Source organism: Antiquaquibacter soli (genome assembly GCF_030580675.1).
GTDB classification, from domain to species: domain Bacteria; phylum Actinomycetota; class Actinomycetes; order Actinomycetales; family Microbacteriaceae; genus Rhodoglobus; species Rhodoglobus soli.
Window position 1 is genome coordinate 1,409,046 of the sequence record NZ_JAUQUB010000001.1, and the last position, 25,902, is coordinate 1,434,947.

21 protein-coding genes and 1 pseudogene are annotated in these 25,902 nt (G+C 67.9%); 2 read left to right on the plus strand and 20 right to left on the minus strand.

Going from position 1 to position 25,902, the window contains the following annotated elements:
- Window positions 1–110: 110 nt before the first annotated feature.
- From whiA to coaE, 6 genes are all read right to left on the minus strand, one after another.
- Window positions 111–1,091, minus strand: a complete 981-nt coding sequence (gene whiA, locus Q5716_RS06960; protein WP_305002356.1) for a DNA-binding protein WhiA — start codon at window positions 1,089–1,091, stop codon at window positions 111–113.
- Between the two features lie 47 nt (window positions 1,092–1,138).
- A complete protein-coding gene (rapZ, locus tag Q5716_RS06965; RefSeq protein ID WP_305002357.1) occupies window positions 1,139–2,014 on the minus strand; it encodes an RNase adapter RapZ in 876 nt (291 codons plus the stop codon).
- A 26-nt stretch (window positions 2,015–2,040) separates the two neighbouring features.
- Complete coding sequence (gene uvrC, locus Q5716_RS06970; RefSeq protein ID WP_305002358.1) at window positions 2,041–3,909, minus strand: excinuclease ABC subunit UvrC; 1,869 nt, start codon at window positions 3,907–3,909, stop codon at window positions 2,041–2,043.
- Window positions 3,910–3,928: 19 nt separating this feature from the next.
- On the minus strand, window positions 3,929–6,811 hold the full coding sequence (gene uvrA, locus Q5716_RS06975; RefSeq protein ID WP_305002984.1) for an excinuclease ABC subunit UvrA: 2,883 nt from the start codon (window positions 6,809–6,811) through the stop codon (window positions 3,929–3,931).
- A 119-nt stretch (window positions 6,812–6,930) separates the two neighbouring features.
- Window positions 6,931–9,003 (minus strand): excinuclease ABC subunit UvrB, encoded by a 2,073-nt coding sequence (uvrB, locus tag Q5716_RS06980; RefSeq protein WP_305002359.1) that lies wholly within the window; start codon window positions 9,001–9,003, stop codon window positions 6,931–6,933.
- A 29-nt stretch (window positions 9,004–9,032) separates the two neighbouring features.
- Window positions 9,033–9,659, minus strand: a complete 627-nt coding sequence (coaE, locus tag Q5716_RS06985) for a dephospho-CoA kinase (protein WP_305002360.1) — start codon at window positions 9,657–9,659, stop codon at window positions 9,033–9,035.
- A 66-nt stretch (window positions 9,660–9,725) separates the two neighbouring features.
- Between coaE and Q5716_RS06990 the strand changes: the two genes are divergently transcribed.
- On the plus strand, window positions 9,726–10,322 hold the full coding sequence (locus tag Q5716_RS06990) for a DUF4126 domain-containing protein (RefSeq protein WP_305002361.1): 597 nt from the start codon (window positions 9,726–9,728) through the stop codon (window positions 10,320–10,322).
- 73 nt (window positions 10,323–10,395) lie between these two features.
- On the opposite strand, the gene rpsA is transcribed toward Q5716_RS06990, so the two are convergent.
- The gene (rpsA, locus tag Q5716_RS06995) at window positions 10,396–11,856 is read right to left on the minus strand and encodes a 30S ribosomal protein S1 (RefSeq protein WP_305002362.1); all 1,461 of its coding nucleotides are present in this window, start codon (window positions 11,854–11,856) and stop codon (window positions 10,396–10,398) included.
- A 153-nt stretch (window positions 11,857–12,009) separates the two neighbouring features.
- Here rpsA and Q5716_RS15935 point away from each other — a divergent pair, with 153 nt between their 5' ends.
- A complete protein-coding gene (locus tag Q5716_RS15935; protein WP_369523972.1) occupies window positions 12,010–12,612 on the plus strand; it encodes a deaminase in 603 nt (200 codons plus the stop codon).
- 36 nt (window positions 12,613–12,648) lie between these two features.
- On the opposite strand, the pseudogene Q5716_RS07000 reads toward Q5716_RS15935, so the two are convergent.
- From Q5716_RS07000 to polA, 13 genes and pseudogenes are all read right to left on the minus strand, one after another.
- Window positions 12,649–13,635 (minus strand): annotated as a pseudogene (locus Q5716_RS07000) (glycosyltransferase); the annotation flags it as partial.
- Between the two features lie 5 nt (window positions 13,636–13,640).
- Window positions 13,641–14,594: a phosphodiester glycosidase family protein gene (locus Q5716_RS07005; RefSeq protein WP_305002363.1), complete on the minus strand. Its 954-nt coding sequence runs from the start codon at window positions 14,592–14,594 to the stop codon at window positions 13,641–13,643.
- Between the two features lie 66 nt (window positions 14,595–14,660).
- Window positions 14,661–15,611, minus strand: coding sequence for an epimerase (locus Q5716_RS07010; protein WP_305002364.1), 951 nt, complete (start codon window positions 15,609–15,611; stop codon window positions 14,661–14,663).
- Entirely contained in the window at window positions 15,604–16,194 is a 591-nt protein-coding gene (locus tag Q5716_RS07015) for a DUF4166 domain-containing protein (RefSeq protein WP_305002365.1), read from the minus strand. The genes Q5716_RS07010 and Q5716_RS07015 overlap by 8 nt, the downstream gene beginning before the upstream one ends.
- Window positions 16,194–17,885 carry a DUF885 domain-containing protein gene (locus tag Q5716_RS07020; protein ID WP_305002366.1) on the minus strand — a complete coding sequence of 564 codons (1,692 nt, stop codon included), beginning with the start codon at window positions 17,883–17,885 and terminating at the stop codon, window positions 16,194–16,196. Before Q5716_RS07020 ends, Q5716_RS07015 begins: the two co-directional genes overlap by 1 nt.
- Before the next feature lie 17 nt (window positions 17,886–17,902).
- Window positions 17,903–18,175, minus strand: a complete 273-nt coding sequence (locus tag Q5716_RS07025; protein WP_305002367.1) for an HPr family phosphocarrier protein — start codon at window positions 18,173–18,175, stop codon at window positions 17,903–17,905.
- 19 nt (window positions 18,176–18,194) lie between these two features.
- A complete protein-coding gene (locus tag Q5716_RS07030) occupies window positions 18,195–19,235 on the minus strand; it encodes a zinc-dependent dehydrogenase (RefSeq protein ID WP_305002368.1) in 1,041 nt (346 codons plus the stop codon).
- Window positions 19,236–19,245: 10 nt separating this feature from the next.
- Window positions 19,246–19,704, minus strand: coding sequence for a PTS mannitol transporter subunit IIA (locus Q5716_RS07035; RefSeq protein ID WP_305002369.1), 459 nt, complete (start codon window positions 19,702–19,704; stop codon window positions 19,246–19,248).
- A 2-nt stretch (window positions 19,705–19,706) separates the two neighbouring features.
- Window positions 19,707–20,015: a PTS lactose transporter subunit IIB gene (locus Q5716_RS07040; RefSeq protein WP_305002370.1), complete on the minus strand. Its 309-nt coding sequence runs from the start codon at window positions 20,013–20,015 to the stop codon at window positions 19,707–19,709.
- A 32-nt stretch (window positions 20,016–20,047) separates the two neighbouring features.
- Window positions 20,048–21,292: a PTS transporter subunit EIIC gene (locus Q5716_RS07045; protein ID WP_305002371.1), complete on the minus strand. Its 1,245-nt coding sequence runs from the start codon at window positions 21,290–21,292 to the stop codon at window positions 20,048–20,050.
- Window positions 21,293–21,331: 39 nt separating this feature from the next.
- Window positions 21,332–22,285, minus strand: coding sequence for a 1-phosphofructokinase (gene pfkB / locus Q5716_RS07050; RefSeq protein ID WP_305002372.1), 954 nt, complete (start codon window positions 22,283–22,285; stop codon window positions 21,332–21,334).
- Window positions 22,282–23,043, minus strand: coding sequence for a DeoR/GlpR family DNA-binding transcription regulator (locus Q5716_RS07055; protein ID WP_305002373.1), 762 nt, complete (start codon window positions 23,041–23,043; stop codon window positions 22,282–22,284). Before Q5716_RS07055 ends, pfkB begins: the two co-directional genes overlap by 4 nt.
- A 169-nt stretch (window positions 23,044–23,212) precedes the next feature.
- Window positions 23,213–25,873, minus strand: a complete 2,661-nt coding sequence (gene polA, locus Q5716_RS07060) for a DNA polymerase I (RefSeq protein ID WP_305002374.1) — start codon at window positions 25,871–25,873, stop codon at window positions 23,213–23,215.
- Window positions 25,874–25,902: the final 29 nt, after the last annotated feature.

A 25,902-nucleotide genomic window follows, 5' to 3' on the forward strand; every position in this document is an offset into this window, starting at 1 on the left:
TGTTCTCCTAGCAGATAGGCCCCGGCAGTCCACTCGGGCCTGCTCTCGGGGTGACTTTTCCAGTCTAGTCACGACAACTGCGGGCACTGCGGGAGGATTCCCGCGCCCGATCACTCGTCCTCGAAGTCCGGCGGCAGGTTCGCGTCGGTGCCCGGGATTCCCTCGTCGACGGCCTTCTTGTCGGCCATGGCGAGGAGTCGGCGGATGCGGCCGGCCACGGCGTCCTTCGTCATGGGCGGGTCGGCGTGGTGGCCGAGCTCGTCGAGGCTCGAGTCGCGGAAGCGCAGCCGCAGCTCTCCGGCGTAGCGCAAGTGCTCCGGCACCTCGGGACCCAGAATCTCGAGCGCCCGCTCGACCCGGGCGCACGCGGCGACGGCCGCCTGAGCAGAGCGTCGCAGATTCGCGTCGTCGAAGTTGACGAGGCGATTCGCCGTGGCGCGCACCTCGCGGCGCTGCCGCAGCTCGCTCCACGCCGCGACGGACTTGCGCCCGCCCATGAGCTCGAGCATCGCCCCGATGGCCTCCCCGTCGCGGACCACGACGCGATGCACGCCCCGCACCTCGCGCGCCTTCGCCGGAATCTGGAGGCGTCCTGCTGCACCGACGAGGGCCATCGCCGCTTCATTGCCGGGGCACGTCACCTCGAGGGCGGCAGAGCGTCCCGGATCGCTCAGCGCGCCGGCGGCGAGGAACGCTCCGCGCCAGACGGCCGCCAGGTCCTCCCGGTTGCCGGTCGTGAGACGGTTAGGCAGTCCGCGGATCGGGCGGCGCCGAGCATCCAGCAGACCGGTCTGGCGCGCGAGGGTCTCTCCCCCGTCGACGACGCGCACGAGGTAATGCGGAGTCCTGCGGGCGCCCGACGCCGAGACGACCGAGATGTCCGCTCGGACGCCGTACAGCTCGGCGATGTCCCGGCGCACGCGCTTGGCGAGGAGCTCGGACTCGAGCTCCGATTCCACGGCGATCCGCCCCGAGATGAGGTGCAGTCCCCCGGAGAAGCGCAGGATGGTCGCGAGCTCCGCCGCGCGGACGGTCGTCTTGCCGGACTGGATCAGCGCCAGCTCTTCCTTGACCTCGGCGGTAAGTGCCACGGGCCGTCTCCTTCGTGCGGTTTCAGTGGGATGTCGGCGCGGGACTGCTACTCGCGCCCGAGATCCCGATGTCGGACGCTCACGGCGACTCCGGGTACGGCGGCCAGTCGATCGGCGAGTGCCTCGGCGATGGCCACGGAGCGGTGCTTGCCGCCCGTGCATCCCACCGCGATCGTAGCGTGGCGCTTGTTCTCACGCTGATAGCCCGCGAGCACGGGGGCGAGCGCTGCGCCGTAGGCATCGACGAAGTCGATCGCCCCCGGCTGCCCGAGGACGTACTCGCGCACGGCCTCGTCCCGCCCGGTGAGCGACTTGAGCTCCGGCACCCAGAACGGGTTCGGCAGGAATCTCGCGTCGGCGACCAGGTCGGCGTCAGTCGGGAGTCCGTACTTGAAGCCGAAGCTGAGGATCGTGACTCGGACGCCAGCGGCGTTCTCCTCCGAGAACTGCTCCGTGACCTGGGTTGCGAGCTGGTGGATATTGAGCTCGGACGTGTCGATGACGATGTCGCTCGACTCGCGGATCTCCGCCATCCGCGCGCGCTCCGCGGCGATGCCGTCCAGGAGGGTTCCATCGCCCTGCAGCGGGTGCGGGCGACGCACTTGCTCGAAGCGGCGCACGAGCGCGGCATCCGTCGCGTCGAGGAAGAGGACACGGACCGCCGCGTTGCCCTCCCGGAGCGATTCGATCGCGGCCTGGACGTCCGAGAAGAGCTTGCCGCCCCGCACGTCGACGACCGCCGCGATCCTCGGGAGCGCGTTGCCCGCGCGCTCCGCGAGCTCGACGAGCGGCATGAGCATCTGGGGCGGAAGGTTGTCGACGACGTACCAGCCGAGGTCTTCGAGCGCGTTGCCGACTGTCGAGCGACCGGCGCCGGACATGCCGGTGACGATCAGCAGCTCCTGGGACTTGCTCTCTGGCATCGTGCTTCCAGCGTACCCGCCGCGGGTCACCCCCGCAGGCGCTCGACGATCGTCGAGGCGAGCGACGGGCCTATTCCGCGCACCTCCGCCACTGCGGCCTCATCGGCGGCCTTCAGCCGGGCGACAGAGCCGAAGTGCTTGAGCAGCTCCTTCACCCGACTCGGGCCGAGCCCCGGGATCTCCCCCAGCACGGACTGGATGTCGCCCCGCCGCTTCTGGCGCTGGTAGCTGATCGCGAAGCGGTGCGCCTCGTCGCGGATGCGCTGGATGAGGAACAGCGCGTCGCTGTTGCGGGGCAGGATGACCGGGAAGTCGGAGTCCGGGAGCCAGATCTCCTCCAGCCGCTTCGCGATCCCGCAGAGCTGGATGCCCGACACCCCCATCTCCTCGAGCGCACGCTGCGCGGCGGCGACCTGCGGCTGACCGCCGTCGACGATGAGCAGTTGCGGCGGATAGGCGAACTTGCGGCGACGGCCGTCGAGCGCTGGGTCATCCGACTCGTCCTGCGCGGACGGCGTCAGGTAGGCGAGCCGACGGGTGAGCACCTGGTAGATCGACTCCGTGTCGTCCGCGGATTCGGGGATGCTGAAGCGCCGGTACTGGTCCTTCCTGGGCAGACCGTCCTCGAAGACGACCATCGAGGCGACGATGTTCGTGCCGCTCAAGTGCGAGACGTCGAAGCACTCCATGCGCAACGGCGCCTCGGCCATGCCGAGGGCCTCCTGGATGTCGGACAGCGCCTGAGACCGGGCGACGAAGTCCGCCGACCGCTTCGACTTGTAGAGGATGAGGGCGTTGACCGCGTTCGTCGCGACGGTCTGGGCGAGTGCCGCCTTGTCTCCGCGCTTGGCCACGCGCAGCTCGACGCGGTGCCCCGGCCCCCGTCGCTCCCCCAACCACTTCTCGAGTTCGGGGGTGTCTTCGGGCAGGGCGGGCACGAACACGTCTCGCGGAGGCACTTCCTCGTCGTAGGCGTTCTGGAGCACCGACTCGACGAGCTCGGGCAGCTCGAGGTCGAGCTCCTTGTCGACCACCCAACCCCGAACGCCTCGGATGCGCCCACCGCGCACGATGAACTGCTGCACGGCGGCGGCGAGCTCGTCGTGCGCGATACCGAACAGGTCGGCGTCGACCCCGTCATCCAGCACGACGACGTTCTTCTCGAGGGCTGTCTCCATCGCCTGGACCTGGTCGCGGTAGCGCGCGGCGGACTCGTAGTCCTGAACCGCGGCCGCATCCCGCATCTTCTTGGTGATGGAGGCGACGAACCCCGTGTCGTTGCCACCCATGAACGACGCGAAATCGACCGCGATCGACTTGTGCTGCTCGGGGGTGACGCGGCCCACGCAGGGTGCCGCGCACTTGCCGATGTCACCGAGCAGACACGGTCGGCCGGTCTGCGCTGCCCGCTTGTAGGTCGCATCGGAGCAGCTGCGCATGGGGAAGGCCTTGAGGAGCACGTCCACGGTGTCGCGGATCGCCCACGCCCGGGAGTACGGCCCGAAGTAGCGCGCTTTCGGGATGCCCTTGTTGCGGGTCACGAACACGCGGGGCACGGCGTCGCCGAGCGTGATCGCGAGGTACGGGTAGGACTTGTCGTCCTTGTACTGAACGTTGAACGGCGGATCGAACTCCTTGATCCACGTGTACTCGAGTTGGAGTGCCTCGAAGTCGTTCGCGACGACTGTCCACTCGACGGATGCGGCGGTCTGCACCATCTTGCGAGTGCGGTCGTGCAGGGTCGCGAGCGGCGCGAAGTAGTTGCTGAGGCGCTGACGGAGGTTGCGCGCCTTGCCGACGTACAGAACGCGTGAGGTCGCGTCCCGGAATCGGTAGACGCCGGGCTGCTGAGGGATGTCCCCCGCCTTCGGCCGCCAACTCAGGTCGGTCGCCATTACCGCAGCCTAGCTCGCGCTATACGCGGACGCCCTCGAGCGTCTCCGCGAGGAAGACGCCCGTGTGGCTGCCGGGAGTGCGCGCGAGATCCTCCGGGGTGCCGGTGGCGATGATCGTGCCGCCTCCGGCGCCGCCCTCGGGACCGAGGTCGATGAGCCAGTCCGCCGACTTGATGACGTCGAGGTTGTGCTCGATCACGATGACGGTGTTGCCCTTGTCAACGAGACCGTTGAGGACGAGCAGGAGCTTGCGGACGTCTTCGAAGTGCAGACCCGTCGTGGGCTCGTCGAGCACGTAGACGCTGCGCCCCATCGAACGACGCTGCAGTTCGGTGGCGAGCTTGACGCGCTGCGCCTCACCACCGGAGAGCGTCGTCGCGCTCTGGCCGAGTCGCACGTAGCCGAGACCGACCTCCTCGAGCGTCTTCAGATAGCGGTGGATCGACGAGATCGCCTCGAAGAACTCGACGGCCTCGCTGATCGGCATGTCGAGTACCTCGGCGATGTTCTTGCCCTTGTATTTCACTGCGAGCGTGTCGCGGTTGTACCGCGCTCCCCCGCACACCTCGCACGCGACATAGACGTCGGGCAGGAAGTTCATCTCGATCTTGATCGTGCCGTCACCCGAGCAGTTCTCGCAGCGACCGCCCTTGACGTTGAAGCTGAACCGCCCCGGTTGGTAGCCGCGCGCCTTCGCATCCGCCGTCTCCGAGAAGAGCGTGCGGATCTTGTCGAAGACGCCGGTGTAGGTCGCCGGGTTCGATCGCGGGGTGCGGCCGATCGGCGCCTGGTCGACGTGCACGACCTTGTCGAGATCGTCGAGGCCGGTAACGCGGGTGTGCCGACCCGGGATCTGCCGGGCTCCGTTGAGCTCGTTCGCGAGGACCTTGTAGAGGATGTCGTTGACGAGGCTCGACTTGCCTGAGCCGCTCACGCCCGTCACTGCGGTGAAGGTGCTGAGCGGGAAGCTCGCGGTCACGTTCTTGAGGTTGTTCGCTCGAGCGCCCTCGACGACGATCTGCCGCTTGGGGTCGACCGGTCGACGCTTCTTCGGGGTCTCGATCGCGCGACGGCCCGCGAGGTAGTCGCCCGTGATCGACTTGGTGTTCTCGAGGAGCGCGTCGTACGAGCCCGAGTGCACCACTGTGCCGCCGTGCTCGCCCGCGCCCGGACCGATGTCGACGACCCAGTCGGCGGTGCGGATGGTGTCCTCGTCGTGCTCGACGACGATGAGCGTGTTGCCCAGGTTTTTGAGCTTGACGAGCGTGTCGATGAGCCGGCGGTTGTCACGCTGGTGCAGGCCGATGCTGGGCTCGTCGAGCACGTAGAGCACGCCAGTGAGACCCGAGCCGATCTGCGTCGCCAACCGGATGCGCTGGGCCTCGCCGCCGCTCAGGGTCGCGGCCGCGCGCATCAGGTCGAGGTAGCTGAGCCCCACCTCGATGAGGAACTCGAGGCGCAGCCGGATCTCGCGGAGCACTTGCGACGCGATCCGGGCATCGCGCTCGGAGAGTACGAGCTGCTGCATGAAGGCGTGGGCGTCGACGAGGCTGAGCTCGCAGACGTCCGCGATGCTGTGGTCGTTGACCGTGACAGCGAGGACCTCGGGCTTGAGGCGCTTACCGTCGCATACGGGACACGGGATCTCGCGGAGGTACTCGGCCACGCGCTGGCGCTGGGTATCGGTCTCGGCCTCGAGGTACTTGCGCTCCATGTACGGGATGACGCCCTCGAAGCCGGTCGAGTACTTCATCTCGCGCCCGTACCGGTTCTTCCACCGCACAGTGACCTGGAAGTTGTTGCCGCGGAGGATCGCCTCGCGCACGTCGTCGCTCAGCTCGCCCCACGGGGTGTCGAGGGAGAAGCCGAGGTCGCCGGCGAGCCCCATCAAGAGCTTCTCGAAGTAGTTGAAGAGCCCCTTGCCTGCGCTCGTCCACGGCAGGATCGCGCCGTCGGCGATGCTCACGGAGTCGTCCGCGATGAGCAGCTCCGGGTCGACCGACATCCGGGTTCCCAGGCCGGAGCACTCCGGGCAGGCACCGAAGGGCGCGTTGAAGGAGAAGGTGCGCGGCTCGATCTCGGTGAGCTGGACGGGGTGGTTGTTGGGGCACGAGAGCTTCTCCGAGAACGTCCGCCACGCGGCATCCCCGGTCTCGTCGACGAAGTTGATGGACACCAGTCCGTCCGTCAGGCGCAGCGCCGTCTCAAGAGAGTCGGTGAGCCTCGTGAGGATGTCATCCTTCGCCACGAGCCGGTCGATGATGACGGAGATGTCGTGCTTGAACTGCTTCTTGAGCTTCGGGGGGTCGCTCAGCTGCACCTGCTCGCCATCCACGATGGCACGCGAATACCCGCTCGAGGCGAGCTCCTTGAAGAGGTCGACGAACTCGCCCTTCTTCTGCGAGATCACCGGGCTCACCACCTGGTAGCGGGTGCCTTCGGGGAGCGTCATGAGCTGGTCGGCGATCTGCTGCACCGACTGGCGCGAGATGAGTTCTCCGCAGACCGCGCAGTGCGGCACGCCGATCCTCGCCCACAAGAGCCTCATGTAGTCGTAGATCTCGGTGATCGTGCCGACAGTGGATCGCGGGTTGCGGTTGGTGGACTTCTGGTCGATGGAGACCGCGGGGCTGAGCCCCTCGATGAAGTCGACGTCGGGGCGGTCGACCTGCCCCAGGAACTGGCGCGCGTACGCGGACAGCGACTCGACGTAGCGGCGCTGACCCTCCGCGAAGATCGTGTCGAAGGCGAGGGATGACTTGCCGGAGCCCGACAGCCCCGTGAAGACCACTAGCGAGTCACGCGGGATCTCGAGGTCGACGTTGTGAAGGTTGTGAACGCGCGCTCCGCGGACACTGAGCTTTCCGGAGGTCATCTGCCGCCTCTCGAGGGCGTCGAGCATGGCCTTCTCGTCGAGATCGTCACTCGCACCGACTTCTGTGATTGACACTCCATCCATTCTACGGAAGCCACCGACATTACTCGGGGGCTCGGTGTCCGCCGAGCGCGATCACGCCACCGTCAGCGCAAGTGACCGGCTTGCTCCATCTGCCGAAGCTCCTTCTTGAGGTCGGCGACCTCGTCGCGAAGCCTGCCGGCGAGCTCGAACTTGAGCTCCGCGGCGGCTTGGAGCATCTGCTCGTTGAGGTCGGCGATGATCTTCTCAAGATCGTTTCCGCCTGCGGCCGCGAGGCCCTCTCGCTTGAGGTTGGGGGTGGGTGCGCGCTTGCGGCTCGGATCGCTCTTGCCCGCGAGTACTGCGGCGGTGTCCCCGGCCTCCCGCATGATCTGGTCGGTGATGTCGGCGATCTTCTTCCGCAGCGGCTGCGGGTCGATCCCGCGCTCCGCGTTGTAGGCGATCTGCTTCTCGCGCCGACGGTTGGTCTCCTCGATCGCCTGCGCCATCGAGTCCGTCATCACATCGGCGTACATGTGCACCTCGCCCGACACATTGCGTGCCGCGCGACCGATGGTCTGAATGAGCGACGTGCCCGACCGGAGGAAGCCCTCCTTGTCCGCGTCGAGGATCGCGACGAGGGACACCTCCGGAAGGTCGAGGCCTTCTCGCAGCAGGTTGATGCCGACGAGCACGTCGAAGACGCCCTGGCGCAGCTCCGTGAGCAGCTCGATGCGGCGCAGCGTGTCGACGTCCGAGTGCAGGTACCGCACGCGAACCCCGTGCTCGCCCAGGAACTCGGTGAGCTCCTCCGCCATCTTCTTGGTGAGCGTCGTCACGAGCACCCGCTCGTCACGCTCCACGCGGGTGCGGATCTGCTCCAGCAGGTCGTCGATCTGGCCCTTGGAGGGCTTGACGACGATCTGCGGGTCGACGAGGCCGGTCGGCCGGATGACCTGCTCCACCACCGAGTCCGTGATACCGAGCTCGTACCGGCCGGGCGTCGCGGAGAGGTACACCTTCTGCCCGGTGCGCTCGAGGAACTCCTCCCACTTGAGGGGGCGGTTGTCGAGGGCGCTCGGCAACCGGAAGCCGTGCTCGACGAGGGTGCGCTTGCGCGATGCATCCCCCTCGTACATGGCGCCGATCTGCGGAACGGTGACATGCGACTCGTCGATCACGACGAGGAAGTCCTCGGGGAAGTAGTCGAGAAGGCAGTGCGGGGCTTCGCCCGGGGCGCGCCCGTCCATGTGCCGGGAGTAGTTCTCGATGCCGTTGCAGAAGCCGAGCTGCTCCATCATCTCGATGTCGAAGGTCGTGCGCATCCTCAGCCGCTGAGCCTCGAGCAGCTTGCCCTGCCGCTCGAGCTCCTGCAGGCGCTCGGCGAGCTCCTCCTGGATGGATCCGATCGCCCGCTGGATGGTCTGAGGACTCGCAGCGTAGTGCGTGCCGGGGAACACGGATACCGCGTCCATCGCCCGCACGACATCGCCGGTGAGAGGGTGCAGCGCGTAGATCGCCTCGATCTCGTCGCCGAACATCTCGATGCGGATCGCGAGCTCCTCGTACACCGGGATGATCTCGATGGTGTCGCCCCGGACGCGGAACGTGCCGCGGGAGAAGTCGTAGTCATTGCGCTGGTACTGCATCGAGACGAACTTGCGGATGAGTGTCTCGCGATCGATCCGCATCCCGACCTGGAGCGCCATCATCGCGTCGAGGTAGTCCTCCGCGGCACCGAGTCCGTAGATGCAGGAGACGGTGGACACCACGACGACGTCGCGGCGGCTGAGCAGCGAGTTCGTCGTCGAGTGGCGCAAGCGCTCGACCTCGGCGTTGATGGACGAATCCTTCTCGATGAAGGTGTCCGTCTGGGGGACGTAGGCCTCGGGCTGGTAGTAGTCGTAGTACGAGACGAAGTACTCGACCGCGTTGTTCGGCATGAGTTCGCGGAACTCGTTGGCGAGCTGCGCGGCGAGCGTCTTGTTGTGCGAGAGCACGAGGGTGGGACGCTGCACTTGCTCGATGAGCCACGCGGTTGTCGCGGACTTACCCGTTCCCGTCGCTCCCAGGAGGACGACGTCGGTCTCCCCCGCGTTGATGCGGTGCGCGAGCTCCTTGATGGCCTGCGGCTGATCGCCGCCGGGCGCGTACTCGCTCACCACCTCGAAGGGGCGCACCGAGCGTCTGGCATCCATGGCTTAAAGCTTAGGCAGGGCCGCTGACACTATTCGGGCCGTTTGCTCACAGCGGACGCGGCCGCCATCGCCCATAGCTCATCGGCCTGCCTCAGCGTGTCGTCGAGCGCGCCGTCGCTGTCGATCACGACGTCGGCGATCGCGAGCCGCTCGGCGTCGGTCGCCTGCGACCCGACGCGGTGCTGGGCTTCCTGCCGAGTCATCCCGCGCAACTCGACGAGTCGGCGCAGTCTGGTCTCCGTGCTCGCCTCGACGACGACCACGAGGTCGTACTCGAAGGGCCAGTGGCCGACAGTCTCCGCCAGGAGCGGCACGTCGTGCACGATCACCGCGTCCGGATCGCGGACGGCCGCCTCGCGGATGAGCTCGCCCGCCCGCTCGCGGATCCGGGGATGCGTGATGCGGTTGAGCTCGGCGCGGCGATCCGGATCGGTGAAGATGAGGGCACCGAGGGCGGCGCGGTCGAGGGTGCCGTCGGGCTGCAGCATCCCGGGCCCGAATGCGCGGACGATGTCCTCGAGCGCCGGTTGTCCGGGTTGGACGACCTCTCGGGCGAGGACATCCGCGTCGACGACGACGGCGCCGTGGGACGCCAGCCGCTGGGTGACGACGGACTTGCCGGAGGCGATTCCGCCCGTGAGCCCGATGAGGTACATGACGCCAATGCTAGCCTCGGCGGTGACAGCGACCGCCGGCGCTCCCGAGCGCGGAAAGGACCGACGATGGAGTTCCTCACCGGAACCGGCCTCGCACTCGCGGCCGGACTGAACGCCTACATCCCCCTTCTCGTGCTCGGCCTCGCCGGTCGATTCCTGGACTTCGTCGATCTCCCCTCGAACTGGGCCTGGCTCGAGAATCCCTGGGTGCTCGGGATTCTCGGCGTCCTGCTCGTCATCGAGATCATCGCCGACAAGATTCCCGTCGTCGACTCGATCAACGACTGGATCCAGACGATCGTCCGTCCGGTGTCGGGAGGCATCGCCTTCGGGTCCGGCGCCGCGTCCGGCACGGCGGTCGTGACGGACCCGGCCGAGTTCTTCACCTCCGGCTCGTGGATCCCCATCGCCATCGGCGTTCTCCTTGCGCTCGCCACTCACGGCGCGAAGATGCTGGCGCGTCCCGTCATCAACGCGGCGACCGTCGGAACGGGCGCACCGGTCGTGAGCACCGCTGAGGACATCAGCAGCGTGACGCTCAGCATCCTCGCCCTGTTGCTGCCCATCCTGGTGCTCCTGGCGATCGTCGGCCTCATCGCCGGCTTGGTGGTGCTGTTCCGGCGACGCCGGCGTAAGGCCGCCCTCGACGAGCCGGTGCTCTGAGCGACCGACCGGGTACTCGCTTAAACGCCGAACGGCCGGCCCCCGCGAGAGGACCGGCCGTTCGCCGTACTGCTTAGGAGTTGCTCGAGAGCTTCTCGCGGAGCGCCGCGAGGGACTCGTCGTCGGCGAGGGTTCCGCCGCCGCTCGACGAGTCGTCTCCGCCGAACGACGAGGCGCCGGCGGGAACCGAGCTGAAGTTGTCCTCCTCGAGGGCAGCAGCAGCGACCTGCTTCTTGTGCTGCTCCCAGCGCGCCTGGGCGGCCGCGTAGTCGGCCTCCCACTTCGCGCGCTGCTCCTCGAAGCCTTCCTTCCACTCGTTCGTCTCCGGGTCGAAGCCGTCCGGGTACTTGTAGTTGCCCTGCTCGTCGTACTCGGTGAGCATGCCGTAGAGCGCCGGGTCGAACTCGGTGCCCTCGGGGTCGACGCCCTCGTTGGCCTGCTTGAGGCTCAGCGAGATGCGGCGGCGCTCGAGGTCGATGTCGATGACCTTGACGAACACCTCGTCGCCGACCGACACGACCTGCTCCGCGAGCTCGACGTGCTTGCCGGAGAGCTCGGAGATGTGGACGAGTCCCTCGATGCCCTCCGCGACACGCACGAACGCGCCGAACGGGACGAGCTTGGTGACCTTTCCGGGCGCGACCTGGCCGATGGCGTGGGTGCGGGCGAAGACCTGCCACGGGTCCTCCTGCGTCGCCTTGAGCGACAGCGACACGCGCTCGCGCTCGAGGTCGACCTCGAGGATCTCCACGGTGACCTCCTGGCCCACCTCGACGACCTCGGAGGCGTGCTCGATGTGCTTCCAGGACAGCTCGGAGACGTGCACGAGGCCGTCGACGCCGCCGAGGTCCACGAACGCACCGAAGTTGACGATCGAGGAGACGACACCCTTGCGGACCTGGCCCTTGGCGAGGTTGTTGAGGAAAGTCGTGCGGCTCTCGGACTGGGTCTGCTCGAGGAGCGCGCGACGCGAGAGGACCACGTTGTTGCGGTTCTTGTCGAGCTCGAGGATCTTGGCCTCGATCTCCTGGCCGAGGTACGGCGTGAGGTCGCGGACACGGCGCAGCTCGATGAGCGACGCGGGGAGGAAGCCCCGGAGGCCGATGTCGACGATGAGGCCGCCCTTGACGACCTCGATGACCGAACCGGTCACGACGCCGTCGGCGTCCTTGATCTTCTCCACGTCGCCCCACGCGCGCTCGTACTGGGCGCGCTTCTTCGACAGGATGAGGCGGCCCTCCTTGTCCTCCTTCTGGAGAACGAGCGCCTCGACCGAGTCGCCGACCTGGACGACCTCGGTGGGGTCCACGTCGTGCTTGATGGAAAGCTCGCGGGAGGGGATGACGCCCTCCGTCTTGTAACCGACGTCGAGGAGGACCTCGTCACGGTCGATCTTGACGACGGTGCCCTCGATGAGGTCTCCGTCGTTGAAGAACTTCAGCGTCTTCTCGACCGCGGCGAGAAAGTCGTCAGCAGATCCGATGTCGTTGACGGCGACCTGCTTGGGTGCCTTGGCGGTCGTTACGATAGTCATGTAGTAGTTGCTCCGGATGGGACATGGTCGGGCCACGACGAGGTGGTGCTGGTGTGTGGTTCGCCGTGGCAAGCGAATAGAACGTCACGAATGTGACATTCCAGCTTAGCGTCTGGCGGCCAGCGATGCCAGCGGGGCGGCTAGGGTGGGCGGATGACCGACCGTCTCGCCACCGGATTCTCCGCCTCACTGCCCGACTGGCTCCTCGCCGAGGCCGACAGCATCCCGGACTTCCTGCCGACTGCCGAGGACCGCGTCTCCTTCGTAAACCGCCTCGCCGACCGGAACTGGCGCGAGGGGAACGGGGGTCCGTTCGCCTCCGCCGTCGTCGACACCGAGTCCGGCAAGGTGGTCTCGGTCGGCGTAAACGTCGTGCTCTCGAGCGGTCTGTCGTCCACGCACGCCGAGGTCGTGGCCCTGTCACTCGCTCAGGTCAGGGCGGGCGACTGGGATCTGGGCTCGACGCTTCATCTTCAACTCGTCGTCAACTGGCGGCCGTGCGCCATGTGCTACGGCGCGCTGATCTGGTCGGGGGTGCGCCACCTGCTCATCGCCGGCTCGGGGCCCGAGTGCGAGGACCTCACGGGCTTCGACGAGGGTCCCCTGCACGAGGCGTGGGCGGAGGAGCTCGAGGCCCGCGGCATCGGTGTGGTCGACGGCATCCTGCGCGACGAGGCGATCGGCATTTTCGCCGAGTACGGAAAGTCGGAAGCCACCGTCTACAACGCACGCGGCGGAGGCCCCGCCGACAGCTGACGCGCTCCCGCGTCGGCCTCTCGCGAAGACGACCAGGCGCTGCACTTGGAAGCTCAGGACATAGAGGGTGACCTCCGTCAGCACCTTCGCCGCGAGCAGGGGCACCCCGATGCTTGTGAGAAGGGCGAGTCCGGCGTAGCTCCCCGCGGCGAGGGCGAGGGCGAGGAGTGCGTAGCGGACGGCATCCCGCACCATGCCGCGACGGCTGCGGAGCCGGAAGACGGCGTACCGGTTCACGAGGAAGTTCGCGCTGCCGCTGATGAGTCGTGCGCCGAGGACCGCCAGCGGGAGCGATCCCGACGCGCTGACGAGGACCTGGAGGGCGAGGGTGTCGAGGAGGAATGCTCCGAAGGAGGAGAGCGCGAATCCGAGGAGCGGCCACAAGACTCGGAGCGAGTCCACGACCGGCCGGAAGTGCGAGGACGCGTTGTGGTCGAGGTAGACCGTCTCGATCGTCGTTTCCACGAGTGGAACGCGCTGCGCCGTGGCCTCCATGAGGACGATGAGTTCGAAGTCGAACCGCTCGCCCGGGAGACTGGTGAGCCAGTCGAGGAGCCGAGCGGGATGCCCGCGCAGACCCGTTTGGGTGTCCCGCAGGCGCGCGCCGGTCACCACCCGGAACAGGAGCCGTGACACACGGTTGCCGAGACGACTGCGAGCAGGAACGTCGCCCGCGAAATCCCGGACCCCCAGCACGAGTCCGCCGTCGGGGGCCGTGAGCGCGGCGACGCGCAGGATGTCACGGACGCGGTGCTGACCGTCCCCATCCGCGGTCACGACCGGCTGCCCCGGCCACACCTCCGAGGCGACGGCGAACCCGGTCTTCAGCGCCCGGCCCTTGCCGAGATTTCGGTCGTGTCGAACGACAAGTGCGCCAGCGTCGATCGACTCGGAAAAGCGAGCGGCGTAGTCGGGGCCGCTCCCGTCGTCCACGACGAGCACGTCGATGTCGTGCGCGACAAGAGCGCGCACCAAGTCCGGAAGCGCGGTGCTCGGCTCGAAGGACGGGATCAGCACGATCATCCTGCTCACCCCGCCACGTAGAGGATGTCCGAAGTGCCCCGCTCAGTGCCCTTGCCGAGCGGGTTGTTGACGAGCTCGCCGTCGAACACCATGGTCGACGAGCCGCCACCGTCGAGGTTGTAGGCGGTCGTCGCGCCCAGCTCCTGCAGGATCCCGGCGAGCTCGGTGAGCGTCACTCCCTCGCTGTACCCGGGCGAACGACCGTCGACGACAACGAACACGAGGTGGTTCGAGTCGATGACGCCGACGGCGGTGCGCGGCTGGTCGCCCTGGATCGAGTGGTTGCCGAAGTTGGTATCGACCTCGACGCTCTCGATTCCGTCGACCACCTCGCCGCCTTCGAGAATCGCGGGCCCGAACGACAGAGTGTTCCAGGCGCCCGCGGCGAGCAGTTCGTCGGCGTTCGTGCTCGTCTCGTCGTACACCTCGACCGTACCGTCCAAGTAGAACACCAGCCCCTCGCGCGCGCCCTCGTCGCGGTAGACGACCCCATTGCGGATCACGATTCCCGTATCGCGGAACCCGTAGTAGTCGCCGTTGATCGCAAAGACGGCGTCGTTCGCGGCGGCGATCTCGGAGGTCGTCTGGATGATGTTCTCGCCGAAACTGTCGTTCGCGAACGCCGACCTCAGCGCGGTGGCATCCGACAGCACGACGTCGGCGACGTAGTAGGTGACGGTGCTGCTCCCCGAGCCGGTCGTGACGGTCGAGATGCTGATCGCCGCGTCGTCGGACGTGTAGCTCGTCGCGGTCGTGACCGCGTCACGAGCGGGCTCGTCATCGGTCGCGGCGACGGTCGAGTTCTCCGCCTCGTATTCGGACACATCGCTGATCTGGACGTGCGGTACCAGATACCGGTCGACCGCCCACGCGCTGCCGGATACCGCGAGCAGCGTCACGGCGCATGTTGCGGCGACAACGATTCGGCGCCGACGGCTCCAGGGTCGTTTCTGAGTCATGCCCCCTGTTTACGGAGCCGGTCTAAGCGGGCGGCAAGCCGACGCTGGACGCGTCCTGTGGGCCGGCTATGAACGCAGGATGTCTCGAAGCGCGGGTTCCAACTGGGGGTGGGTGAACTCGAAGCCCGCGGCAGTCAGCCGCTCCGGCACCACCCACCTGCTCTTGAGCACGAGTTCTGTCTCGGTGCGGATAGCCGCCGAGCCGATTTCGAGCGCGAATCGTGGAAGCGGAATGCCGACGGGAACGCCGAGGACGCGCCGGATGCTGCGCATGACCGTCGCATTGTCGCTCGGGTTCGGTGAGCTCGCGTTGACCACTCCCTCCAGCTCGGGATGCTCGCGGAGGAACAGGATGATCCGCAGCACGTCCTCGAGGTGGATCCAGCTGAACTTCTGCCGACCCCAGCGCGCCCCGAAGCGGTGGTAGGTGCCCGCGGCAAGGCGTGCCCGGGTCGCTGGCCAGCGGCCGTCCCACTGCGGTCCGCCCAGACCGAATCGGGCGAGCATCGCGAGGGGCGCGAGAGCGCTGCCGTCCCCCAGCACGATCGCGGTGCGGAGGGCGACGCGCCGGGTGGCCGGCAACTCTGCCTCGAACAGTGCCTCCTCCCAAGCTCGCGCGATCGAGACCGAGAAGCCCTCCCCCAGCTGCCCCGTCGACTCGGTCATGGGACGGTCCTCGGCGTGCCGGTAGATGGTCGCGGTCGACGAGTTGATCCAGAGCGCGGGCGGGTTCGCGGCCGCGGCGATCGCGGTGGAGATCGCGCGCGTCGTCTCGACACGGGAGCGGAGGATCTCCGCGCGGTTCTCGGGCGTGTACCGGCAGTTCACGCTCTTGCCGGCAAGCCCGATCACGAGCGACGCCCCGTCGACGAGGGCGGCGATCGCCGCAGGATCGCTCCACGTCGCATGCCCCGATCGACCGATCGTCACGACCTCGGCGCCACTCCGACGGAACTCCCGGGAGAGGTACGAGCCGATGAAGCCCGACGCTCCCGTGATCACGATGCGGTCAGTCATGAGCCACCACCCGATAGTCGAAGTGTCCGGAGTACTCGTACAGGCGCCCGATCAGAGGCGCGTCGAGTACGAGGGAGACGTGCTGGCGCTCGGCCGCGTCATCCCACCGCTCGATGAGGGTGATGCGCGGCGACAGCGCCACGGGGACCGGGATGCCCAGAACCCGCGTGCGCGACGACTCGAGCACGAGCATCCCGTCGCGCACCCTCGCGACGAGCTGAGCGGAGATGAGGCCGCGCCTGCCCAGCCGGTCGACGAGTGCGCCCTCGAACGACGTCGAGTCGACCATCGTGCGGGCGCCGCGCGCGAATTCGAACCGTCGGAGCGCGTCCACCCGACCGTCGACCGGGGCATTGCGCACCCGGAAGGGCACGTCCCGCTCCCAGACGGGGAAGAGCACCGCGTCGAGCGATAGCAGCGCCACCAGCGGCCACAGCCAGCGCCGCGGTGTGCCGACGACGTCGAACACTCCCCTACCGTGGCCGATCGACCCCTCGGGGATCGTGCCGAAATAGGCGCGTAACCGTGGGTGGAGGCGCTCGAGATCGCTCCCGAGCGCCTCTACCCACGGCGACTCCCGCACTACGAGAGCAGCGCCGAGCGAAGTGTGTCGAGTCCGACTCCGCCGAGGTCGAGCGCCTTGCGGTGGAACTCCTTGATCGAGAAGTCCGGTCCCTCGGCGGCCTTGTAGGCGTCGCGGATCTGCTCCCAGATGCGCTGGCCGACCTTGTAGGACGGCGCCTGCCCCGGCCACCCGAAGTAGCGGTTCACCTCGAAGCGCACGAACTCCTTCGACATGTTCACGTTCTTACCCATGAAGTCGAGCGCGTAGTCCCAGTCCCAGACGCCCTGGCCGTCGAGTCGCTGCTTGCCGAGGTGCACGCCGATGTCGAGGACGACGCGGGCGGCGCGCATGCGCTGGCCGTCGAGCATCCCGAGTCGGTCGCCCGGATCGTCGAGGTAGCCGAGCTCCTGCATGAGCCGCTCCGCGTACAGCGCCCAGCCCTCCGCGTGCCCCGATGTTCCCGCGAGCTGCCGGCGGTAGGTGTTGAGCTTGGCACGGTTGTAGACCGCCTGGCCGAGCTGCAGATGGTGCCCGGGGACGCCCTCGTGGTACACCGTCGTCGTCTCGCGCCAGGTGTTGAATTCCGTCACGCCCTCCGGCACCGACCACCACATCCGGCCCGGGCGCGAGAAGTCGTCGCTCGGGCTCGTGTAGTAGATGCCGCCCTCCTGCGTGGGAGCGATCATGCACTCGAGGCGCTTGATCGGGTCGGGGATGTCGAAGTGCGAGCGCGAGAGCTCCTCGACCGCGCGGTCGCTGAGCTGCTGCATCCACTCCTGCAGCGCCTTCGTTCCCTCAAGCTTGCGGGCGGGGTCGGCGTCGAGAACGGCGATGGCCTCCTCGACGGATGCCCCGGCCTTGATCTCATGAGCGATCGACTCCTGCTCCTCGACCATGCGCGCGAGCTCTTCGATGCCCCACTCGTAGGTCTCGTCGAGGTCGATCTTCGCCCCGAGGAATCGACGGGACTGGAGGGCGTACAGCTCGCGCCCGACGCCGTCCTGCTCCTGTGCAGCCGGGAGCAGCTCATCGGTCAGGAACCGCTCGAGCTTCGCATAGGCGGCAGCCGAGACCTGGGCTCCGCGCGCGAGGTCGGAGGCGAGCGAGTCGGGCAGGTCGCCGTCGGCGAGGGAGGCGCCCGAGGTGAAGGAGGCGAAGAATCCGTCCGAGGCGGCGTGCTTGCGCGCCTGGTCAGCGACCTCCCGCACCTGTCGCTTCGCCGGAGTGACCCCCTCGGAGATGCCGAGGCGCAGGGTCTCGATGTAGCCGTCGATCGCCTTCGGCAGATTGCCGAGGCGGCCGGCGATGTCGCGCCAGTTCTGCTCGGTGTCGGTCGGCATGAGGTCGAGGACGTCGCGGATGCCCTGGGCCGGGCTCGCGATCACGTTGACGTCGCGCATCCACAGCCCTGCCTCGTCCTGCTCGAGGGCGAGCTGGAGGTCGTTGGCGAGGTCCGTCTGCGTGACGCGGTCGACATCGTCGACGGGAGTCGCGGCCTGGATCTTCGCGAGGACGGCCTTCGCCTCGGAGACGAGTTTTGAGTGGCCCGCCGGCGAGAGGTCCTCGTAGTCGTCCACTCGACCGGGGATTCCGATCCACGTCGCAATGGACGGGTCGAGGTCGGCGAGGGTGGTGACCCAGTCCTCGGCGATCTGGTCGATCTCGGTCGGGGTGCGGGCCTCGTGGGCCGTGTCAGCGTCAGTGCTCATGCATCGAGCCTACGGGCCTACTCCTCTTTGTCGAGGTCGGTGTTCAGCACCTCGGCGAGCGTGTCGAGCGCGGCATCCGCTCCGTCGCCCTCCGCGGCGATCGTGACGGTCTCGCCGTGGCCGATGCCCAGCGAGAGGACTCCGAGGATGCTCGCGGCGTTGACGCTCTTGCCCGCCGCGTTGGTGAGGGTCACGGGCACTCCGACCTTGGCGGCTGCTTGGGCGAAGAGCGAGGCGGGACGCGCGTGCAGGCCCACGCTCGAGGCGACGGTGACAGTTCTCTCGGACATGTGGTGCTCCTTCTCGTGCCTAGGGCTCGATTGTTACCTTGATGGCTTCGCCCCGACCCACGATATCGATCGCGTCGAGGACGCGGTCGAGCGGGAGCCGGTGCGTGATGAGATCGGCCACGGGCACGGCGCCCGAGGCGATGAGGTCGAGGGCGCGCTTGTTGTGCTCCGGGCTGGAGCCGTTGACGCCGATGATGCTGAGCTCGCGGTAGTGCACGAGGTTCGCGTCCACGGTGATGGTGGGGTTGTCCTTCGGCAGGCCGCCGAAGAGGCTGATGCGGCCCTGGCGGGCGAGCATCCGCAGGCCCTGCTCCTGCGCGGCGCCCGACGCGGCCGCAGTGATGACGACGTCCGCACCGCGTCCGCCCGTAGCGTCGAGCACGGCCTGCACGGGATCGGTCTCGGACGACGCGATCGTGATGTCAGGATGCACGAGAGCAGCCGCCTGCGCGAGCCGCTGGGGGTTCAGGTCGACGAGGATGACACGGGCGGCGCCTCGTGACCGCGCAAGTCGCACGTGGAGGCAGCCGATCGGCCCCGATCCCACCACGACGACCGTGTCGCCCTCCCCCACCCGAGCGAGCTCCTGGCCGTTGAGCACGCACGCAAGAGGCTCGGCAATGGATGCCTCCGCGAAGCTGAGCCCGTCCGGGATGCGGTTGAGACCGTCGACGGCGAGCACCTCCCGCGGCACGATCATGAACTCCGCGAACCCGCCGGGGAACTGGTAGCCCATCGACTTCTGGTGAGGACAAACCGTGAGACGACCCGCGAGGCAGTCCTCGCACGTTCCGTCGGGGATGGCGGCGATGACCTGCACACGGTCGCCCGCGGCCCAGCCCTCGACGCCATCCCCCACCTCGGTGATCTCGCCCGCGATCTCGTGCCCCATCACCTGGGGCGGCGACATGTTGGGATGCCCGGAGTGGGCGATCTTGACATCCGTGCCGCACGTCGAGCAGTTGCGGACGCGGATCTTGACCTCGCCGGCCGAGACCCGCGGCTCCTCGACGTCCTCGAGGCGGATGTCTCCCGGGGCGTAGAACGTGGCTGCCTTCACTGCGGGACTGCTACTCGTCCTCGTCCGACTCGAGCAGCGCGTAGACCTGCTCGGTCGTCTCCGCGGCACGGAGCGCGGCCGCCTTCTCGGGGTCCATGAGCACTGTCGCGAGCTGCGAGAGCAGCGCGATGTGGCCGTTGCCCTTCGCCGCGATCCCGAAGGCGATGCGCACATCGTTGCCGTCCCAGTCCACTCCTGCGGGGAAGCGGACTAGTGAGAGCGCGTCCGACTTGACGGAGTCCTTGGCCGCGAGAGTGCCGTGAGGAATCGCCACGCCCTCGCCCATGAAGGTCGAGACGGAGTTCTCGCGGTCGATCATCGCGTCGACGTAGGACTCGTCGATAGCGCCGACGGCCAGCAGCCCTGCTCCCGCAAGGCGGATGGCCTCGTCGCGGCTGGCCGCCGAGGCGTCGAGATCGATCGACGCCTCGGCGAGCAGCTCGGTGAGGGGTGTGGTCTCCTCCGACACAATCAGACCTCGATCGTGTCGCCGTCGAGGATGGCCTTGACCACCTTCGCTACGGCGGGGTCGCCCAGGAAGAGCTGGAACGGCACGACCGGGACATCCGGCACGACGCCGCGAGCCCGATCGGCCAACCCGGCCTGGGTGACCACGACATCGGCGTCGCCAGGGATGGTCGCGACCGGGGAGTGCTCCACGGTCACGCCGCTCTTCGCGAGCTGCTTCTTGAGCTGGGACGCGAGCATCACGCTCGACCCCATACCCGCGTCGCACGCGACGATGAGCTTCTTGATGCTGGATCCGTCGATGGTTGCCATAGTTTCGTTCCCTTCAGTAGGTACTGACCACGCTACGCCGAAGCGGGCTGGCCCTTCGAGGCCTTCTTGTTCTCGGCGCTGCGCTCCTGCGCGGCCTCGAGGTCGATGGCCGCGTCGGTCGCCGACTCCTTGCGGCCGAAGCCGAGGAGCACCGAGCCCACGACCGCCGACACCGCGGCAGCGAGGACGATTCCGACCATGTTCAGCAGGAGGTTGTCCGGCGGAGACACCAGGATCCACGCGAAGATCGATCCCGGTGACGCCGGGGCCACGAGCCCGAGCCCGAAGAGCGTCTCCCAGAGCACGCCCGTCGCACCGCCGAGGATCGCGGCGATCACGAGGATCGGCTTGAGGAGCACGTACGGGAAGTAGATCTCGTGGATGCCGCCGAGGAAGTGAACCACCATCGCGGCGGGGACCGTCGGACGGATGGCGCGGGGGCCGAAGAGGAGCATCGCGATGAGGATGCCCATACCGGGGCCGGGGTTCGACTCGAGCATGAACATGATCGACTTGCCGGTCTCGGCGGCCTCGGCCGCACCGAGCGGGGTCAGCACGCCGTGGTTGAGCGCATTGTTGAGGAACAGCACCTTCGCGGGCTCGATGAGGATCGAGGCGAGCGGGAGCAGCCCCGTCGAGACGAGCGTGTTGACAAGCCAACCGAGACCCTGGGCGATCCAGAACGTGATCGGGCCGATCACGTAGATGCCGAAGACCGCGAGAGCGCCTCCGATGATGCCGGCGGAGAAGTTGTCGACGAGCATCTCGAATCCGCCCTTGACCTTGCCGTCGATGAAGCGGTCCCACCACTTCAGCAGCAGGGCCGTGAACGGACCCATGAACAGCGCGGCGAGGATGTTCGGCGCGATCTCGGCGATCGACGCCGGCGCGGGAGCCGGCTCGTCCGCATTGAGGGCGAGACCGACGAGCTGCAGCGCGACGGGGGCCATCATTGCTCCGACCGTCGCGACCGCACCGACGACCGCACCTCGCGTGCCGTGCACCATCTTGCCTCCGGTGTACCCGATGAGGATCGGGATCAGGATGCAGATAAGCGGTCCGACGATCGAGCCGATCTGGGTGGTGATGGGCAGCGGGTCATCCGTCGTCCCGGCGATGGTGTTGATCCAGCCGGTGGGGATGAACAGCGCGGTGATGAGACCGAAGGCGATGAATGCGCCCAGGTTCGGCATCACCATGCCCGCGAGGAACGCACCGCCCCGCTGGATGCGAGCGCGCACACCGGTTCCGGTGGCGGCGGGGGTGTAATCAGACATTTCTGTGGGTACTCCTTCGTACGGATGAGGGTTGGGTGTTCAACTGGCCACCAGGGGCCGATCCAGGTCTGGCTGCCACACCAGCTGGACGTGTGAGTGGTCGATGTCGTCGGGACCGGGCACCGACGTCCCGGGGAGTGATGCCGCGGCAGCACCCCACGCGAGGGCTTCGAGCATCGCGCCCTCCACATCGGCCTCGTCGACCGAGAACCTCGAGAGGAACCCGGCGAGGAAGCAGTCCCCTGCACCGACCGTGCTCCGGGGTCGCGGCACGCGCGACTCCCCCACGAGCACTCCGGCCGATCCGACGAGGACCGCCCCATCCGCGCCGAGGCTCACGAGCACGAGCTCCACCCCTCGGTCGCGCACGTCCTTCGCTGCGGCGATGACCTCCGAGATGGAGCCGAGCGGGCGACCGGTGACCTCGGCGAGCTCGGCACGGTTGGGCTTGATGAGGCGGGGCCGAGCGGCGAGCGAGGCAACTAGCGCATCGCCGCTCGTGTCTATGGCGAGATTCGCGCCGAGCGAGGCGACATCGCCGGCGAGGGCGCCCATCTGCTCGGGGGTGAACTCGGGCGGGACGCTCCCGCTGATGACGACCCAGTCGTCGGTGGAGACCGCAGTCGCGACGGCGGACGAGATGGCCGAGAGCTCGAGTGCGCTCAGCGGCTCGCCCGGCTCGTTGAGCTTCGTCACGCTGCCGTCGGACTCCGCGATGGTGATGTTCGACCGGGTGCGCCCCGAAACAGGGACGAGCCTCGTCGCGACGCCAGCCTCGTCGAGCTGGCGGCCGAGCTCGGCGCCCTCGGCCCCTCCCGTCGGGAGGATAGCGACGCTCGGCACTCCGTTGGCGGTGAGCGCCCGAGTGACATTGACGCCCTTTCCCCCGGCCTGCAGCGTCGGAGGCGACGTCCGGACCACGGAGCCGACATCGAGGCTCTCGACCTCGAGAGTGCGGTCGAGGCTCGGGTTGAGGGTCACCGTGACGATCACACGATCACCATCCGCGGTCCGGCGTTCTCGATGTCCTCCGCGAGCTCGACATCGAGCTCGACATCGGTGATCACCGTGTCTACGTCGCTCAGCGGGGCCACTCGAGCGAAGTCCTCGCGGCCGAACTTGGAGTGGTCGGCGAGGACGACCGTGCGGCGGGCCGCGTCGATCAGGGCGCGCTTGACCGTGGCCTCCGCGAGATCGGGAGTCGTCAGTCCGCGCTCGACGCTGATGCCGTTGGTGCCCATGAACGCCACATCGGCAAAGACATCGGCGATCTGGGCCTTCGTCCAGTCGCCCACGGCGGCGAGGGTTCGACCGCGGACGACGCCCCCGAGCAGGTGCAGGCTGATGTTCGGTCGCGAGACGAGGATGCTCGCCACGGGGATCGAGTGCGTGACGACCGTGAGCTCCCGGTCCATGGGGAGAAGCTCCGCGAGTCGCACGGTGGTCGTGCCGGCATCGAGGATGACCGAGCCGCCATCGGGCAGCTCATCGAGGGCAGCTCGGGCGATGCGCTCCTTCTGTCCGGAGGCGTGGCTCTCGCGATCGGCGACGCCCGGTTCGATCCCGAGACGTTCGACCGGGATCGCGCCGCCGTGCACGCGCCGCAGGACTCCGCGCCGCTCGAGAGCCGTGAGGTCGCGACGAACGGTCTCGGGCGTCACCGCGAGCTCCTTCGCGAGCCCTGCGACATCGACGCGGCCCTGAGCACGAGCAGTCTCCAGGATCTGCTGGTGCCGCTCCGGTGCGTACAATCCCGACCTCGTTGTCACTCTCAAACGGACAAACCAAATGTGGTTCTGGGTTTATGTAAGTCCGTTTGTGTCCGATTGTCAACTCACGGCGAATCTTCAGCTTGGCGTGTCGCAGGCGTGCGGTTGAACCCCGCCGCCTCCGGGGGCTCGGGGTTCATGGGTGCGATGGTCAGTGCGCGGCGGCGTCCCAGTTCGGGCCTGTGCCCACCTGCACCTCGAGGGGCACGGTCAGGTCGGCAGCCGTGCCCATCCGGTGTCGCACGATCTCCGTGAGGGCGTCGAGCTCGCCGGGGGCCACCTCGAAGACGAGTTCGTCGTGCACCTGCAGGAGCATCCGCGACTCCATGCCGTCGATGTCGGCGGCGATCGTCAGCATGGCGCGCTTGATGATGTCGGCAGCCGAGCCCTGAATCGGCGAGTTGAGCGCCTGGCGCTGGGCGTTCTCGCGGAGGACGCGGTTGGACGAGTGCAGGTCGCCGAAGGGACGACGTCGTCCGAAGATCGTCGTCGTGTAGCCGTCGACCTTCGCCTGCTCGACCACGTCGCGCAAGTAGTCACGGACAGCCCCGAAGCGGGCGAAGTAGTCCGCCATGAGCTCCTTGGCCTCGCTCGTCTCGATGCGCAGCTGCTTGCTCAGCCCGAACGCGCTGAGCCCGTAGGCGAGGCCGTACGACATGGCCTTGACCTTCGTGCGCATCGTCGGCGTGACGTCCTCGGGTGCGACCGAGAAGATCCGGGCGCCCACGAAACGGTGCAGGTCCTCCCCCTCGTTGAAGGCCTCGATGAGGCCCGGGTCGCCTGAGAGGTGCGCCATGATGCGCATCTCGATCTGCGAGTAGTCCGCGGTGAGGAGCGTCTCGAAGCCGGGGCTGGGCTCGAACGCCGACCGGATGCGTCGGCCGATCTCTGTCTTGATCGGCACGTTCTGGAGGTTTGGATCGTTGGAGGCGATGCGGCCCGTGGCCGAGCCGGCCTGCTCGTAGGTGGTGTGGACCCGGCCCGTCGCATCAACCGCCTTGTCGATCGACGCGATGATCTGCATGAGCTTCGTCGCATCACGATGCTGGAGGAGCAGATCGAGGAACGGGTGGGGGTTCTGCTCCTGGAGGTCGGCGAGGCTCGCGGCATCCGTCGAGAACCCGGTCTTGTTCGACCGGGTCTTGGGCATCCCGAGCTGATCGAAGAGCACCTCCTGCAGCTGCTTGGGGCTCCCCAGATTGATCTCGCGACCGATTTCAGCGAAAGCACGTGAGGCGACCTCCGCGGCCGTCTGCCCCAGCTGGCTCGTCAGGTCGCCGAGGATCCCACTGTTGACGGTGATACCGGTCCGCTCCATCCCGGCCAGCACGGGGACGAGCGGAAGCTCGATGTCGTCCAGAACGCTCCGCGAGCCAGCGTCGAGCTTATCGGCGAGGTACTCGGCGATGCGCAGGACGTACCACGCTTCGGTCGCGGGACTCGCGCCCTCGTTCTCGGGGACGAGCTGGTTGGGGTCGGACACCTGCAGGGTCTCGCCGAGGTAGTCGTAGACCTGGGACTCGAGGCTCTCGGGCTTCGCTCCCGGACGGAGCAGCCAGGCGCCCAGGACGGTGTCGAACGCGATGCCGCCGAGCGGGATGCCCGCCGACGCGAGCGCCTTGAGCTGGGCCTTCGAGCCGTAGAGGTATTTGGGGGCGTCGCTCGCGAGCCACGCCTCGAGCGCGGCGTAGTCCGGTCGGCCCGCCGCCCACGGCACGAATGCAGTCTCGCTCAGCGAGGCCAGCCCGAAGCCGGTCACCTCCCCGCCCTGCGTGGCGACGCGGAGGCCCAGCGGTTTCGTGCCGTCCGCGGACTGCGTCCGGATCCACTTCGCGAGCTCCTCGTCGATCATCGTGTGGATGACCGGGATGTCGTGCCCCGTGGGCGTGTCGGCGACGGCCGCGGGGGCATCCCCACGCTCCGCCGCGGCGATCTTGAGCACTCGCTCGAGGAGCGTCTTGAACTGGAGCTTGTCGAAGACGTCGCGCACCGCGCGCTCGTCGATCGGGCGCCGGGCGAGGTCTGCGGGGCCGACGGGAAGCTCGACGTCGGTCACCAGCCGGTTGAGCCGGCGGTTGCGGATGGCCCGATCCTTCTGATCGCGCAGGTTCTGCCCGACCACCCCGGTGATCTCGTCGGCGTGCTCGAGGATGCCGTCGAGGCTGCCGTACTGCTTGAGCCACTTGACCGCGGTCTTCTCCCCCACCTTGTCGACGCCGATGAGGTTGTCGGATGTCTCGCCCACGAGCGCCGCAATGTCGGGGTACTGCTCCGGCTCGATGCCGTAGCGCTCGACCACCGCGTCGCGGTCGTACCGCTTGAGCTCGGAGACGCCACGGGCGTTGGGGTACAACAGGGTCACGCCGGGCTGCACGAGCTGGATCGTGTCGCGGTCGCCGGAGACGACGAGGACGTTGAAGCCCTCCGCCGCCCCGCGGGTCGCGAGGGTCGCGAGGATGTCGTCGGCCTCGAAGTCCTCCTTGCTGAGCGTCTGCACACCCATGGCCTTGAGCGCCTCCTCGAGCAGGGGCACCTGGCCGACGAACTCCGGCGGGGTCTCGCCGCGCGTGCCCTTGTACTCCGCGTACTCGCGGGTGCGGAACGAGTAGCGGGAGATGTCGAACGCGACGGCGAGGTGCGTCGGCTTCTCGTTCTGAAGCAGCAGGATGAGCATCGACAGGAAGCCGTGGATGGCGTTCGTGTGCTGCCCGTCGCGGTTGACGAAGCTGTCGACCGGGAGGGCGTAGAAGGCCCGGAACGCGAGCGAGTGGCCGTCGACGACGAGGAGGGTAGGCTTTTCGGAGTCCGACACGCCTGCCAGCCTAGCTGCGGCGACCGACA